Below are 13,728 nucleotides of genomic sequence, written 5' to 3'. Positions count from 1 at the left end.
AAACCGACAAAATTACCGGTTCATGGGGTATTCGTTGATCCAGTGAAAGCCCCGGTTTACCAACAGAAACTGCCGGATGTCCTGTTTTTTCAGCCGAATACAAATAGAATCGATTTGGTTGGACCCTTCCAGAATGAGGGAGTTTGTGTCCGGTTGCTGGTAGGTTAGCCGGTATTTGTGAGCCGTGTCGGAACGGGCATATAAGACGGCTTGTAATTTGGCGGTATCCAGCTCAAAGGCATAGTTTCGCAGGGAATCATTCATATACCGAATCGTCAGAGTCGGATAGCTTTTATACCCTCCAACCATTACCTGCCGCCAGCGCGTCGTGTCTGTCAGCATTGGTGCCAGGGTGTCGCCATTCAATGCGAAGGTTTCGACCTGATACAGACCGTAAAGCGGGTGTTTTGGTGCGTGGTCACCGTATTGCTTTGCGGTGATAAAACCGCCGTAAGTCTGGCCGTACAGCACAAAGCTGATTGCCAGTGTTTTGAAAATAATTCGGCCTCTCCGCCAACGGCGGGAGGTTCGGAAAGGCGTCAGATCAAGAGCGGGTGCCGGGCGGTTTAACAAAAGGACATTCATCAGTCGCCGGCCGTCGGTGGTCAGGATAAACAGCGCCATTAAGAGCAGATTCGACGAATACAGCTTCACCGGGACATCAAAACAGAAGTTGATGGCGACAATGTTGCCGATAACCGCCACCAGAATGATGGCTCCCAAAGCCGTCGTTTTTCGGAATAAAAGCAGGGCACCCCCAATGATCTCGCCCAGACCGGTAAACCAGTTGTAGGCCGTCGAATACCCCATGAACGTCCAGGCCAGCCCCATGGGCGACGATTGGCCGTAAGGTTCCATGAGCCGCGTGATGCCCGGAAACGGGAATTGGGTCTTGAAGACCTTGGCAAAACCGTAGGTGAACATCGTGATGGCCAGATAATACCGCAGCAACACCAGCAGCCCGTAAAGCAAAGTGTAGTAGTTGGCCCGCTTTCGGTCGAGCAACGACCACACCAGGGTAGCGGCAAACGCCAGAACGACCAAACAAAAAAGCTGAACGTAGTTGAACGTCGTATCCCCGCTTCCGTTCGGGAAAACCGTGATTTCATGGGGCAGATGGAAAATCGTTCGGCCTACCCACGGCACCAGCGCATGCCAGACGTCGTTGTAGGAACTGGTCAGGAAGTAGGAGCCGGGCACATTGGAGAGCGGAAATGGAAAGACATAAAGCAGAAAATAGGCAAAGAAAAACCGGAAGGCCAGCTTTTGCGCCGGGTTCCACGGCAAAGGATGGGGAATGAACTGGGACATGACAGGTTGTGACGGGGAGGAATCAGCCACAAAATACAAAAACCTCAGGAGGACGCAAACGCCTGACCAACCCGCCAGACCTCTTCAAACGAGTTGTACAAGGGCGTAGGGGCCAGCCGAATGCAATCCGGTTCGCGCCAGTCGCCGATGATGCCCTGTTCGGTGAGTCGGTTGAAGACGGTTTTTCCGTCGTGCTGAATCAATAACGACAATTGGCAACCGCGTTCGGCTGCATTGGCGGGGGTAATGATTTGCAAACCCGCCGTTTCACGGAGAAGAAATTCCAGAAAACCGGTCAGCAATTCGCTTTTTCGGCGCAACGCGTCCAGGCCCGCTTCGGCGGTGATCTGCAAAGCCGCGTGGTGGACCGCCATTGCCAGAACCGTCGGGGTGCTGAGCTGCCAGCCGTCGGCCCCCGGCATCGGCACGAATCCTTTGGTCATTTCAAACCGCCGGGCTTCGTCGTATCCCCACCAGCCGGCCAGCCGGGGCAAGGCAGCCGCGTGGTGTTTTTCGTGAACAAAGATACCGGAAACCCCGCCCGGCCCGGAATTGAGGTATTTATACGAACACCAGAACGCAAAATCAACCTCCCAATCGTGCAGCTTGAGGGGAATGTTCCCAACGGCATGTGCCAGATCGAATCCGATGGGTACGCCGATTTGACGGGCTTTTTGCGCAATAGCCGCCATGTCGAACACCTGCCCGGTGTAATAATGCAACCCGCTCATCAGCACGAGTGCCAGCGAATCCCGGTGCTGTTCGACGGCATCCAGGATGTCCGCCGTTTGCCAGGTGTGCTCATTGGTACGGGGAAAAACTTCAACCAAAGTGTCTGCGGGATTCAGACCCCGCGTTCGGATGTGTGTTTCGAGTGCGTATTGATCAGACGGGAAATCACCGCCGATGGTCAGAATTTTTGTGCGGTTTCCAGTGGGCTGGTAAAAAGACGTCAGCAGCAGGTGCAGGTTGACCGTCAGGTTATTCATCGGACACACTTCCGACGGATTGGCTCCAACGATTTGCGCCAGCGGTTCCTTGCAACGCTGATGGATCGTCAGCCAGGGATTTTCGCCTTCAAACCAGCCTTCCACGCCATGATGTTGCCAGATCGCTAACTCGTGATCCAGTGCCTGTCGGGCAGTTTTGGGTTGCAACCCCAGCGAATTGCCGCAGAAATAGATCAACGGTTTTCCGTTGCGTTCGGGAATGTAAAACCGGTCGCGGTAGGAGCGGAGCGGGTCGGCCTGATCGAGTTGCCGGGCAAAGGCCAGAGAATTTTCAAAAAGCATTTTCAATAGATGAGTTAAAAGTTAAGAGTTAAAAATTAAAACGGGGCCGCCCGGCGGTAGGCTGACGCGATAACCCGTGGACATATCAATACTTTTAACTCTTAACTTTTAATTCTTAACTCACTAGTGCTTCATGCCGCCTTTTTTGCAGCAGGAGGGCAATTTAGCGTAGCCTTTTTCATCCGCCGTCACCTCATCGGCGTCGTAGCCGGATTTCGAGATGTTGGCCTTAATCTTGTTGACGTCGGTTTTCTTCGGATTGTATTTCACCGTGACAACTTTATCCTTCAAGTCCAGATTGGATTCCTTGATGCCTTTTTCGAAAGCCAGGTTGCGTTCGATGCGTTCCTTACACATTTCGCAAATGGCCGAGGTCTTGATTTTGACTTCTTTTTCTTTGTCGTCAACAGCCTGGGCGGTGATGCCGATGGCCAGAAACAAAATGGTCAGGAGTCCTATCAGGTGCTTTTTCATGGTGAAAAGAGTTTACGTTTTTTTAAGTCAAACAAGTTAATGGTGATTCATGGATTTGCCCGGCATGGATTTGCCCGGCATCATCATGGGCATTAGCGATGGGGTAATTCGTAAATAAAGCTGCCCTGATAACGGATTTTTGCCATAAATCGGTTCCAGGTCCCGGGCCGGGAACGAACCCGTCAACTGGGCACCGACGACCAGATCGGTTTGGGCCAGTTGCAACAAACGGTAATTTAAGCCAAGTGTTAAACTATTGATGTTCACCAGTTTTGTGTCATCACTCGGGGCAGTGAAAAAATAATCTCTCAGCCCCAGTTCGTCAACGGATTTTGTTATGTTTTCATACCGACCAAACAACGCAGTTTTGCCCAGTTGCAGGCTGCTTTCGGCCAGATACGCGTTTTCGTTGACACCATCGTGCGAGTTCAGCCCCCAAACCAGCGCCGATGAAACGTAGCGACCGGGCTGCCCCAACGGTTTGCTGTGCAAAAGCGATGCCGTTGTTCGGGTAATGTTATGATCGGCCTCCAGGGCTTCCGGACTCTTGATAAATCCCTGCGAAAACTGCAACGCCAGCGTCGGAGACGGGTTCACTGAAAACCGGTACGAATAACTGTCGAAACGCGGGCGATCGAACCCATACCGGTTTTCATTCGGTTCGCGACCCGTAAAATTCGACACTTCCAATTTAGCAATTTTATACCGAAAACCGGCGGTTGCCACCCCAAAGGTAATGTGGGTCGCGTCGGTCCAGTGGTGGCCTAAGGGCGAATCCGGGTTGTTGAACGACGACAGCCGGTGCATAAACGCCGGTGGCCCCAGCGCCGGTTCGCCCGGATACCCGACGTAGCCGAACACATCCGCGTTGGGCGACAGCGCGTAGGAATAACCGACTGAAAGTTCCGAAAACAGATCGTGCTGGTGCTGGCGGTCGATCAGCCGCTGGCCTTGGTAGGTTTCGCCCGACTGAAACAGAAGCGGATAGCCATTTTTGCCCACCGTCAGCGGATCGAGCGAAATCATAGCCTTGAACGCCAGCAAGCCCCGTTGTCCGATCTGCCGTTGTGCCATTCCCATGATATAATTGGGGGCATCGAACTGCGTTGCGCGGCCCCGTTTGCCCGGATTGTTGAAATTCTGGTTGGTATGCCGCAGGAAAACGCTGTAATGCAACATCGTCATCCACTGGTTTCCTGTCGACTGCGACGGATGAAACATGTACATGTACATTGGCGTCTGATCGGGGTGCCAGGCCGTTCCGGAGGCATTCCGGTTCATGGGCAGATTCCGCGAATACAGGTGCGACATCATGGCCATTCCCTGTTGCATCTGCATCATGTCGTGCATCACATGACCCATCGCAGCGTGATCCAGACTGTCCTGTTTCATCATTTTTTTGGCCGGTGGCATTCTGGTTTTCCGGCTGGTGTCAGCCGGAAAACCATCGGCCCAGGCGATTCCCGAAGTGCTGATAAAAAAGACAACGAGAAACCATTTTCGTATTGAAATCATAAGGATAAACTTGTCTGTTAAAGTGGGTTTACGCGCTCGCCGACATCCGCCGACAATCGTCAGCGCAACGGCGGCAAGCTTCGGCGCAGGCCCGGCAATGGTCATGATCGTGTTTACTGCATTCGTTGGCACAGGCGTCGCACACATCGGCGCAGAGTACCATAAATTGCATCATGAATTCGGAATCGCGGGCGGTAAGACTCGCGCACATTTTACAAATATCGGCGCAATCGCGGCAAAGCCGGATGCAGTCGCGCATCATCTGAACATGGTCTTCCTGTAGACAGGCGGTGGCGCAGTGTTCGCAGGCGGCAGCGCAATCAAAACAAATCTGAACATGCTGCTTGTGGTGTTGCATCGTTTCCATACCGTAATTAGCTGGTTTATTGATTGATTTAAGTAAGCTTGATCTTACGTTACGGTAGATAATGCAAAGGTAAATTCTTTGTCCGACCCCGGACTTACAGAACTATGGCAGGTTTGTGCATCATTTTGGCGGCCCCACTTTGTCGATTTCGGTTCGATAGGCGAGGTCGGTTCGTTTGAACGCGCCCGGCGTCAGACCCACCACCTGTTTAAACTGGTTCGACAGGTGCTGGGTACTGCTATATCCCAGCCGCCAGGCAATCTCACTCAGGGTTAACTCCCCGTAGAGCAAAAACTCTTTTACTTTCTCAATTTTCTGAGCAATGACGTACTTTTCGATGGTCATTCCCTCGATGGCCGAGAATAAATGACTGAGGTAGGAGTAATCATACCCGATTTTCCGGGTCAGAAAATCCGACAGGTTCTGGTGCTCCGGCCGTTCGCGCTGATCATGGTGTACCTCGTTGACAATGAGTGCTTTGATTTGTTCGACCACCACGACTTTCCGGTCTTCAAGCAGTTCAAAATCATTATCGGCCAGCGCCTGCCGGATTTGCTCCACTGAAACCGCATCCGGTAAGTCGCCCGTTTCCACCTCGCCCAGCTCCACCCGCAGCACCTCGATGCCGAGTTTTTCCAGAATATCCCGAACGACGCGCTTGCACCGCCCGCAAACCATGTGTTTGATGTAAAGGATCATGGCTTAGATTTTAAGTTTATACCGGAAACCGCCGTAAATCATTCGCCCCGTGATGGGGCCCCACACCCGCGCGGCAGCGTCGAAGTCCCGGCCATAAGGGTCGCTGGCCCCCACAATCGGATTGGCTTGTCGGAAATTGCCGAGGTTTTCGCCCCCCAGATACACATCCCACGTCCGGAACGACTTGGTCACCTGCGCATTGATGTTATAAAAACCAGGGGCATTTTCGCGCGGCATATTCTGGTAGCTCGTGTGTTCGTAGCCTTCGCGCAGGTATGGAATCCGTTTCGGGCCGTTCCATTGCACTGTAAAATCGAACTTCCATTTGTCGAACGGTAGGGCATATCCTGCATTGAACAGAACCCGGTCGCGGCTCACCATCATGCGCGGCAACAGGAGACTTTCCCCGAAGGCCATGCCCATCGTCTGGCGAACATCGAAAAACCGGTAGGCCAGTTTGACCTCCATGCGCCGAATGGGCTGGTAATTGAGTTCGGCCTGAAAACTGTTGGAAAACGAACGTGCTTTCAAGCCGGGTGTCGACCGACTCGACAGGTAATAGAAATGGAGTTCGCGCGGGTGCTCCAGATCGGCAATCAACTGATTCTGAAAGTTCGTGCGGTAGTAATCCAGCACGAGCGACGCCTTTTTTCCAAACAGATTGAACTCCTGCGTCAGGCTGGTTCCGTAATTCCACGAGATTTCCGGCTGAAGTTCGGCATCGAAGTAAACCGTCCGCGAACTGACCAGGTACCCATAATTTTCGGCCAGCGCATTCGGTGTCCGGAAGCCCCGCCCCGCCGAGGCCCGCAGGATCAGGTTGTCGGTCAGGTCGTACTTGGCGTGAAACCGGGGCGTAAACTGCGTGCCGAACCGATTGTGGAAGTCCAGCCGCGCACCCGCCACCAGCGTGAGTTTATCCAGGTACTTGTAGGTGTATTCCCCAAAAACACCCGGAACGGATTCGGTGCGGGTCAACAGCGTGTCGCGGTATTTTTCGCGGTAATCGTCGAGCAGATAACTCAGCCCGGCCTTGAACGAATGGTTGGTGTTGTCGATAATCGACTGATAGATCAGGTTGCCGTAGAGCGTTTTCTGCTGACCGTTGTAGGGAATAAAACCGAAAAAGGAGTTCTGTTCGTGATTGACGGCGTTCAGGATCAGGCCTAACCCCCGGTACGGTTTTTCGGGATAAAGCCGGGCGGTTTTGGAAAACACTTCAAACCGTTTGGTGGTGTTCGTAAACTGGTAGGTCGGGCTGCCGCTGCGGGTGGGTGCCACCTGTCCGCCGGTCCGGTCTTCGTAGAGTGACTTGATGCCAAACTGGGTCATAAACCGTTCCGTTCCGTATTTGGCGCGAACAATCCCATTGTATTGGGTGTACAAAGGCAAATCCAGAAAGTTATCACCGTTCTGATCGATGCGGTTTTGCAGCGTACTGGCGTGTCCCAGAAAACCAATACTCCATTTGTCCGACAGCGGTTTCGACAGGTTCAGGTTGCCTTCGACCCGTCCGAAACTGTTGACGTAGGCGTTGGCAAAAATCCGCTCCCGGGCATCCGGTTTTTGCAATTCGACATTCATCGCACCCGACATGCCTTCGTAGCCGTTGACGACCGAACCGGCTCCTTTGCCAATGTCGATGGACGAAATCCAGGTGCCGGGTACATAATTCAGGCCGAAAGTAGACGCCAGACCGCGGATGGTGGGGATGTTTTCAACGTTGGTCTGTACGTAATTTCCGCTCAATCCCAGCATCTGAATCTGCTTGGCGCCGGTGACGGCATCGCTGTAGGACACATTGACGGATGCGTTGGTTTCAAACGATTCGGACAGGTTGCAGCAGGCGGCTTTGGCCAGTGTTCGCGTGGTCAGGATTTCGTTTTGGATGGGCGAAAACCGGTCCGTTTGCGACGACGCCCCCTGAACCGTCACCTCCTGGAGGGTGTTCTGGCTGGTGAGAATGACGGTCAGACTGGTTTGATCGGAAACCGTAATTGTATCGGTTTTAAAGCCCACATAACTGAAAACAAGCCGGTTGAGTGTGTCTGGTTTATTGATGGTGAAAAAGCCGGAGTCGGTTGAGGTGGTGGAAACCGAGGTGCCTGCCCAATAGATGGTGACGCCGACGAGTGGGACGGTTTTGGTGTTGACGCGCTCCGAAACCGTGCCGGTCAGAATTTGCGCGGGAGCGTAAACAACGCTGAGGAGAGCCAGCCATAGGGTGGTCAATCCTGTTTTAAAGGTGGAATGTGGACACATAAAGAGTCGCAATGTGGTTGAAATAAAAAGGAACCGATGCTTTTTCAGCATGGACTTCATTGTAGCACAAGACGACTTCCTATAGCAAAAAGCTCTGAACAAACGAGAGCAGACTGCGCCCGTACTGGAGAGGAGGAGAATCAAAATCCGCCAACGTCGACGCGGTATCGGCTACAGCCAGACTGGTGAACAGCCAGCTTACCAGTGTGGTCACCCCGGCCAGTACCGTGTCGGTCATCGACTTGATGAACTTGGCGACGAGTTGCGTGATGGACGACGAAAAATCGACGTTTTCATACCGCTGTTCTTCCTGGCAGCAATCCGTTCGTTGAAGAATCGGAGTCTGGTACGACTGATCCGACGGAGAAACCGCTTTCTGGCGGTGTATCGGGCAGCTTCTGTTCGCGTTGGCCGACTGGCTCATCGCTAACGACACTTTCTTCCCGCGCATCCGGCACGTGTGTTCAATCAGACCAAAACCGGTACTGCTCAGCAGTACGATGCAGGTCATCAGGAGGTTGAACAGTTGGAAGAGCGTGCGTTTCATGACGGATCAAAAGTAGAGGATGCCCACTATAAAAGCAAGTGCATCATTTTTGGAATGCGTACAGGATTTTGTTATTTGGCTTCGACCCCTACCAAACAGATGAGGTGGGACCATTGGCCCCACCTCATCATAAAAGGAAATAAACGGTATTGGTTCCGGTAGAAAATTAATAACCGGGGTTTTGTTTCAATATGGCCGTTCCCTGCAAGTCGATCTGCGTTTGGGGCAGCGGCATGTATTCGTTTTTATTGGGCGTAAATTTGGCACCACCCAGGCCATTGGTCAGTTTGGCTCCTTCGTAGGTCAGGTAAGCATTCAGCACCGGACCCGCAATTCCCCAACGCACCAGGTCAAAGAAGCGGTGGCCTTCACCCGACAGTTCCAGCTTGCGTTCGAACTGAACGGCGGTGCGGGCGGCAGCTTTGTCGGTCCAGGGTGCCGTGTAGTTGCTAATGACATACTTGGCCGCGGGTGCGGTTCCTTTCATCACGTAACCCGCCGGATTGGCCGCCCGGGTCCGGATCTGGTTGACCAGCGCGCGGGCGCGCTCCAGGCTTCCCACTTCAACTTCACATTCGGCCGCCATCAACAACACATCGGCATAGCGGATCAGGATCACGTTAATACCGGTCCAGCCTTTGGTCCAGTTCGAAACGTCAGCAATGCGGGCTTCCTGGGCCTTGGTATAGATGTATTTTTTCGGAGCATAAGGACCGCCAAAAGCCTGGTCACGAATCCAGTCCTGGCCCGGAAAATCCTGCCAGTCCAGATACGGGATGCCACGACGACCGATGGAATGGTCGAGACGGGGGTCCACATTACCAGCATCGGGCGTAAAGGCCGCCGACGAAGCGAGTCCCTGATCCGTTTTAAGCTGGTTAGTGCCAGTATTATACGAACCGTCCAGCAGAGGCAGTCCGGTAGCATCCGTACGGAACGAATTCCCTAACTCGAAGCTGGGCTGAAAGAAACCGCAGCAACCTACCGGACCCGCCGGGCCGGTGTTGTAAGGCCAGTTCAGGTTCAGGTCACCCGAAGCGGCATCGGAGCTACCAGCGTTGGCTACGTTTTGGGTGGCGAAAACGATCTCGTCGTTTTTCTCATTGTCGGCGCTGAACACCAGGCCATACTGCGGATAGAGGCTGTATTTGTTGCCCGAAGACGTTTTGCCACTCGCGATCACCAGATCGAAGAGGGTTTTTGCTTCGGCATACTTCTTCTGGTACAGATAGGTTTTGGCCAGATAGGTGGCGGCAGCCCATTTGTTGGCACGCCCGGCTGCGGTCTGTACTTCCGGCAGCACATCGTAGGCTGCTTTGAAGTCGGCTTCGATTTTTGGCCAGATATCCGTACTGTTCGCAATTTCTGTAATTCCGGCGGCATAATCGACGCTTTCGTCAACATAAGGCACCATGTTGAACGTCCGCTTCAACTCGAAATAGTAGTGAGCGCGCAGAAACTTGGCTTCCGCACCGATGCGGGCCTGCTCTGCCGCACTCACCGTTGCATCTGCCGTTTTCAATTGCCGCAGAACGGAGTTAGCCCGGCTAATGCCTTCGTACATCAGGTTCCAGCGGGCATTGAGTTCGCCACTGGCCGCCAGCATTTCAAAGCGCTGAAATGGCGTGATGGCGTTGAAGTCACCGGCGTTGGAGCCTTTGTTGGCTTCTCCCCCCATGATACTTCCATACATCCAGTTGGTCGAACTGGCGGTTTGGCTAAAACCCCGGCCATTCAACTCGGTGTAGGCACTGATCAGCAAACCTTCCAGACCATTTTTGGTGCTCAACTGCGCACTGGTCAGGGTACCGGTTGGCTGAACCACTAAAAAGCTATCCTTACAGGCCAGCGTGCTAAACGTTAAAGCGAGCGCCAGCAGGGTTCCTTTTGTGACTATATCTTTCATTTTGTAAATTTCTTAATCGGTTGGTTCAAATTAGAAGGTAACGCTCAGGCCGGCATTGTAGCTTCGGGTCAGCGGATAGTTTCCGACGTCGATCCCGAAGTTCTGGTCAGCCGCTCCACCGACACCGGGGTCCAGACCTTCATACTTCGTGATGGTGAAGATGTTGTTGGCTGATGCGGAAATCCGTACGCGGCCTAACTTGAGTTTGCTCAACAGGGCCGAAGGCAGCGTATACCCGAGGGTAATGTTCTGCATCCGCAGGTATGAACCATCTTCCACATAGAAGGAATTCGGCTGGGTGTTGGTGCTGAAGTTGGAAACATCTTCGAAAATTGGCTGGTTCGTATTCGTATTCGTCGTCGACCACGAATTCTTTACCCGCTCGCTAACAGCCGCTCCAGGGAACGACGGATAGAAATCGGTATACCATTTCGACAGGTTGAAGATTTTGTTGCCCAGTGACGAATACAAATACGTAGCGGCATCGAATCCCTTGTAGTTGATCTGGAAGTTGATACCACCCGTAAACTTCGGAACCGGGCTACCGATGAACGTCCGGTCGGTGTTGTCGATTTTACCATCCCCGTTGATGTCGGCAAAACGGAAACGACCCACACCGGCACCCGTTTGGGTAGGAGCGGCTCTAACTTCTTCCTGGTTCTGGAATAGGCCTACCACCTGGAAACCGTAGAAGGAAGCAATGGACTGGCCAGGTTGGTTCCGGGTAGCGGGCAAGCCCAGGCGGTTGGAAGCCGGGGATACATCGAAGTATGGAACGCCCGGAGCCAGTTGCTGAATCCGGTTTTTGAGAACGCTACCCGTCAGGTTGATTTCATACGAAACATCGCTGCTCAGTTTTCCGCGGGTGCCGATCAACAGGTCGATCCCTTCGTTCCGCATCCCGGCGATGTTGACCGAAGGCGCCGTAGCCCGAACCCCGACAACGCCGGCAATCGGCACTTGATAGAGCAGGTCTTTGGTATCTTTCCGCCAGATGTCGAAAACGATATCCAATTTGCCGTTCAGGAACGTAGCGTCGATCCCTAAGTTGGTCGTCGTACTGGTTTCCCATTTGGCATTCGGGTTACCGATCCGGCTCCGAAAGAAACCGGGGCTCAACGTGCTGTTGGTGGCACCAATGTCGTAGGAGTTGGCCACGTTGGTGGCAAATAGGCTATACTGGTTGTTGGGGTCCACGTTGTTGGAGTTCCCCATCTGTCCCCAGCCCCCCCGAATTTTCAGGTCGGTAATGAACGTCGCATCTTTCATGAAGTTCTCACCGGAAATCCGCCAGGCTGCCGAGAAGGCCGGGAAAACCCCGAACCGATTGGCTGCTCCAAACCGCGATGAACCGTCGCGACGAATCACCCCCGTCAGGATATACTTGTCGTTGTAAATGTAGTTCAGCCGGCCGAATACGGAATAAAAGTTGACCCCGTTCTGGATGTTGCTGTTCACCACGCGCCCCACCGAAGAGGTGGTGGTCAGGGTAACATAGTTGACATCGGTACTGAACGGGTTAGAACCGGTTCCACTGATGTTCCGTCCGCGTCCGTCGTTCAGGGCTTCGATACCGGCCAGGACATCGACGCTGTGGAGACCAAATTTTTGTTTGTACTGTGCGGTATTCGTAAACGTCCAGGCCAGGAAGTACCCACCGCCTTCGCTGATGGAAAGGCCGCGACCGTTTCCTTCGGCGTTCCAGTAGGTATTTTGCGAAGTCGTTTTGTTGTAGAAATTGAAGAACTGACCGCCAAGGCTGCTGCGCAGGGTCAGGGCCGGAATTGGATCGTATTCCAGATACACATTTCCGAACAAACCAACGCCAAAGTTATTGTTGTCCTTGGCACCATCCCGGCTCGCCACCGGGTTAGCCGGGTTGTTGAAGCCTTTGGCCGATGTACCGGCCCAGCCACCAAACTCGTCGTAAATCGGGATGATGGGAGCCATCCGGAAAGCACTCAGGATTTCGCTTTCCTCCTGCGACAGGTTTTGTCCGGCATTGCCACCCACCTGACCGGAGGTATTGGCGTAGGTCAACTGGATATTTTCACCAAACCGCAGGTTTTTGACGATGTCAAACTCGGTGTTGGCCCGCAAGTCATACCGCGCAAAGTTGTTGTGGTTCAGAATACCGTTCTGGTTTTGCTGACCCAGGCTGAAGAAATACCGGCTGCTTTCGGTACCGCCCGAAAAGCCCAGCGTCTGGCGCAGAATGGGAGCCGTCCGCGTGATGGCATCGTACCAGTCCGTACCGGCTTTGTTGGCCCGAACAACCTGATAAACGGCACCGGCGTCGGTATTGATGTTGTATTTGGGACGCTCAGCCGCCAGATCAACCGACCCGATCACCCCATACCGGGTTCCTACCATCAGATAATCCGGCAAAACCGGCGTCGATCCGGTGCCGTATTGACCGTTTGCAATCCCCGTAAAATCATCGGGAAGCCCCAGAGAAGCCTGGCGGTTGCGAACCGCGTTCCAGGTCCAATTGGCTTGCTCCTGCGGGTTCAGAATGGCCTGCGATTTACCGGGATCGGTAAAACCGTACAGACCATCATACGTAACGGTCAGTTTTTGCGCCCGGCGGTTTCCTTTTTTCGTCGTATAAACGATAACCCCGTTGGCGGCCCGTGCTCCGTATATGGAAGCGGCTGCGGCATCTTTCAGAACCGTGGTGGTTTCAATATCATCCGGGTTCAGGAAGTTGGTTGTCCCGATGGGTACCCCATCCACAACATACAAGGGCTGGTTCCCGCCAAAGGCCCCGAAGCCCCGCACCCGAACGGTGTTGTTGGCACCCGGCTGACCACTGGCAATGACTGTAACCCCGGCAACGCGACCCTGCAACTGGGTTTCGACGTTGGCTGAAGGCGTAACCTTTAAGTCGCGGGATTTTACGGTTGAAATAGCCCCGGCATTGTCGCGCTTGCTGTCCGTCGTATACCCGGTTACAACGACCTCCGTCAAGGCCGTAACGTCGTCTTCCACCGAAACATCGACGGTTGAACGATTGCCAACCGCTACTTCCTGGGATTTGAAGCCGATGGCTGAAATGACCAGCACCGGATTGGTACCCCGAATATTCAGGGTGTAATTCCCCTCGGCATCCGAAGAAGTCCCGGTCGTAGTGCCTTTGAGAACGATGTTTGCGCCCGGAACCGGCCCGTCTTTCCCTGTTACTTTTCCGCTAACCCGGCGATCCTGGGCCATGACACTACTGCTCACGAAAAGCAGAAATGCACCCAAAATCGCAGATTGGAACAATCTGTAGAATTGTGCTTTCATGATAGGTTTTGTAATAATTGGTTTTATTTTCGTACTAAATTAAGAGTACTTTAAACATACTTCAAAA

General features: G+C 53.4%; 10 protein-coding genes. All 10 read right to left on the bottom strand.

Annotated elements, in window-relative coordinates:
- Positions 1 to 12: 12 nt before the first annotated feature.
- The 10 genes from ACS5NO_RS24910 to ACS5NO_RS24865 all read right to left on the bottom strand — a co-directional run bounded on the left by ACS5NO_RS24910 (position 13) and on the right by ACS5NO_RS24865 (position 13,661).
- Entirely contained in the window at positions 13 to 1,311 is a 1,299-nt protein-coding gene (locus ACS5NO_RS24910) for a DoxX family protein (RefSeq protein WP_439417639.1), read from the bottom strand.
- Positions 1,312 to 1,355: 44 nt separating this feature from the next.
- Positions 1,356 to 2,603 (bottom strand): kynureninase, encoded by a 1,248-nt coding sequence (kynU, locus tag ACS5NO_RS24905; RefSeq protein ID WP_439417638.1) that lies wholly within the window; start codon positions 2,601 to 2,603, stop codon positions 1,356 to 1,358.
- Between the two features lie 123 nt (positions 2,604 to 2,726).
- Entirely contained in the window at positions 2,727 to 3,077 is a 351-nt protein-coding gene (locus ACS5NO_RS24900) for a heavy-metal-associated domain-containing protein (RefSeq protein WP_439417637.1), read from the bottom strand.
- Positions 3,078 to 3,113: 36 nt separating this feature from the next.
- The gene (locus tag ACS5NO_RS24895; RefSeq protein ID WP_439417636.1) at positions 3,114 to 4,592 is read right to left on the bottom strand and encodes a hypothetical protein; all 1,479 of its coding nucleotides are present in this window, start codon (positions 4,590 to 4,592) and stop codon (positions 3,114 to 3,116) included.
- A gap of 28 nt (positions 4,593 to 4,620) precedes the next feature.
- Positions 4,621 to 4,959, bottom strand: coding sequence for a four-helix bundle copper-binding protein (locus ACS5NO_RS24890; RefSeq protein WP_439417635.1), 339 nt, complete (start codon positions 4,957 to 4,959; stop codon positions 4,621 to 4,623).
- A gap of 120 nt (positions 4,960 to 5,079) precedes the next feature.
- Positions 5,080 to 5,658, bottom strand: a complete 579-nt coding sequence (locus ACS5NO_RS24885) for a helix-turn-helix domain-containing protein (RefSeq protein WP_439417634.1) — start codon at positions 5,656 to 5,658, stop codon at positions 5,080 to 5,082.
- Between the two features lie 3 nt (positions 5,659 to 5,661).
- Positions 5,662 to 7,920 carry a TonB-dependent receptor gene (locus ACS5NO_RS24880; RefSeq protein ID WP_439417633.1) on the bottom strand — a complete coding sequence of 753 codons (2,259 nt, stop codon included), beginning with the start codon at positions 7,918 to 7,920 and terminating at the stop codon, positions 5,662 to 5,664.
- 79 nt (positions 7,921 to 7,999) lie between these two features.
- Positions 8,000 to 8,467, bottom strand: coding sequence for a hypothetical protein (locus tag ACS5NO_RS24875; protein WP_439417632.1), 468 nt, complete (start codon positions 8,465 to 8,467; stop codon positions 8,000 to 8,002).
- A gap of 166 nt (positions 8,468 to 8,633) precedes the next feature.
- Complete coding sequence (locus ACS5NO_RS24870) at positions 8,634 to 10,373, bottom strand: RagB/SusD family nutrient uptake outer membrane protein (protein ID WP_439417631.1); 1,740 nt, start codon at positions 10,371 to 10,373, stop codon at positions 8,634 to 8,636.
- Between the two features lie 30 nt (positions 10,374 to 10,403).
- Positions 10,404 to 13,661: a SusC/RagA family TonB-linked outer membrane protein gene (locus tag ACS5NO_RS24865; RefSeq protein ID WP_439417630.1), complete on the bottom strand. Its 3,258-nt coding sequence runs from the start codon at positions 13,659 to 13,661 to the stop codon at positions 10,404 to 10,406.
- Positions 13,662 to 13,728: the final 67 nt, after the last annotated feature.

It is taken from the genome of Larkinella fluvii, from assembly GCF_051857545.1.
Taxonomy (GTDB): Bacteria; Bacteroidota; Bacteroidia; order Cytophagales; family Spirosomataceae; genus Larkinella.
The sequence above is the reverse complement of the archived record's forward strand: the minus strand, read 5'-3'. Positions and strand labels throughout refer to the sequence as shown.

Coding starts and splice junctions, on each gene's coding strand:
- ACS5NO_RS24880 (WP_439417633.1), bottom strand. CDS start 7,920: ATGTGTCCACATTCCACCTTTAAAACAGGATTGACCACCCTATGGCTG.
- ACS5NO_RS24875 (WP_439417632.1), bottom strand. CDS start 8,467: ATGAAACGCACGCTCTTCCAACTGTTCAACCTCCTGATGACCTGCATC.
- ACS5NO_RS24910 (WP_439417639.1), bottom strand. CDS start 1,311: ATGTCCCAGTTCATTCCCCATCCTTTGCCGTGGAACCCGGCGCAAAAG.
- ACS5NO_RS24865 (WP_439417630.1), bottom strand. CDS start 13,661: ATGAAAGCACAATTCTACAGATTGTTCCAATCTGCGATTTTGGGTGCA.
- kynU (WP_439417638.1), bottom strand. CDS start 2,603: ATGCTTTTTGAAAATTCTCTGGCCTTTGCCCGGCAACTCGATCAGGCC.
- ACS5NO_RS24890 (WP_439417635.1), bottom strand. CDS start 4,959: ATGGAAACGATGCAACACCACAAGCAGCATGTTCAGATTTGTTTTGAT.
- ACS5NO_RS24885 (WP_439417634.1), bottom strand. CDS start 5,658: ATGATCCTTTACATCAAACACATGGTTTGCGGGCGGTGCAAGCGCGTC.
- ACS5NO_RS24895 (WP_439417636.1), bottom strand. CDS start 4,592: ATGATTTCAATACGAAAATGGTTTCTCGTTGTCTTTTTTATCAGCACT.
- ACS5NO_RS24870 (WP_439417631.1), bottom strand. CDS start 10,373: ATGAAAGATATAGTCACAAAAGGAACCCTGCTGGCGCTCGCTTTAACG.
- ACS5NO_RS24900 (WP_439417637.1), bottom strand. CDS start 3,077: ATGAAAAAGCACCTGATAGGACTCCTGACCATTTTGTTTCTGGCCATC.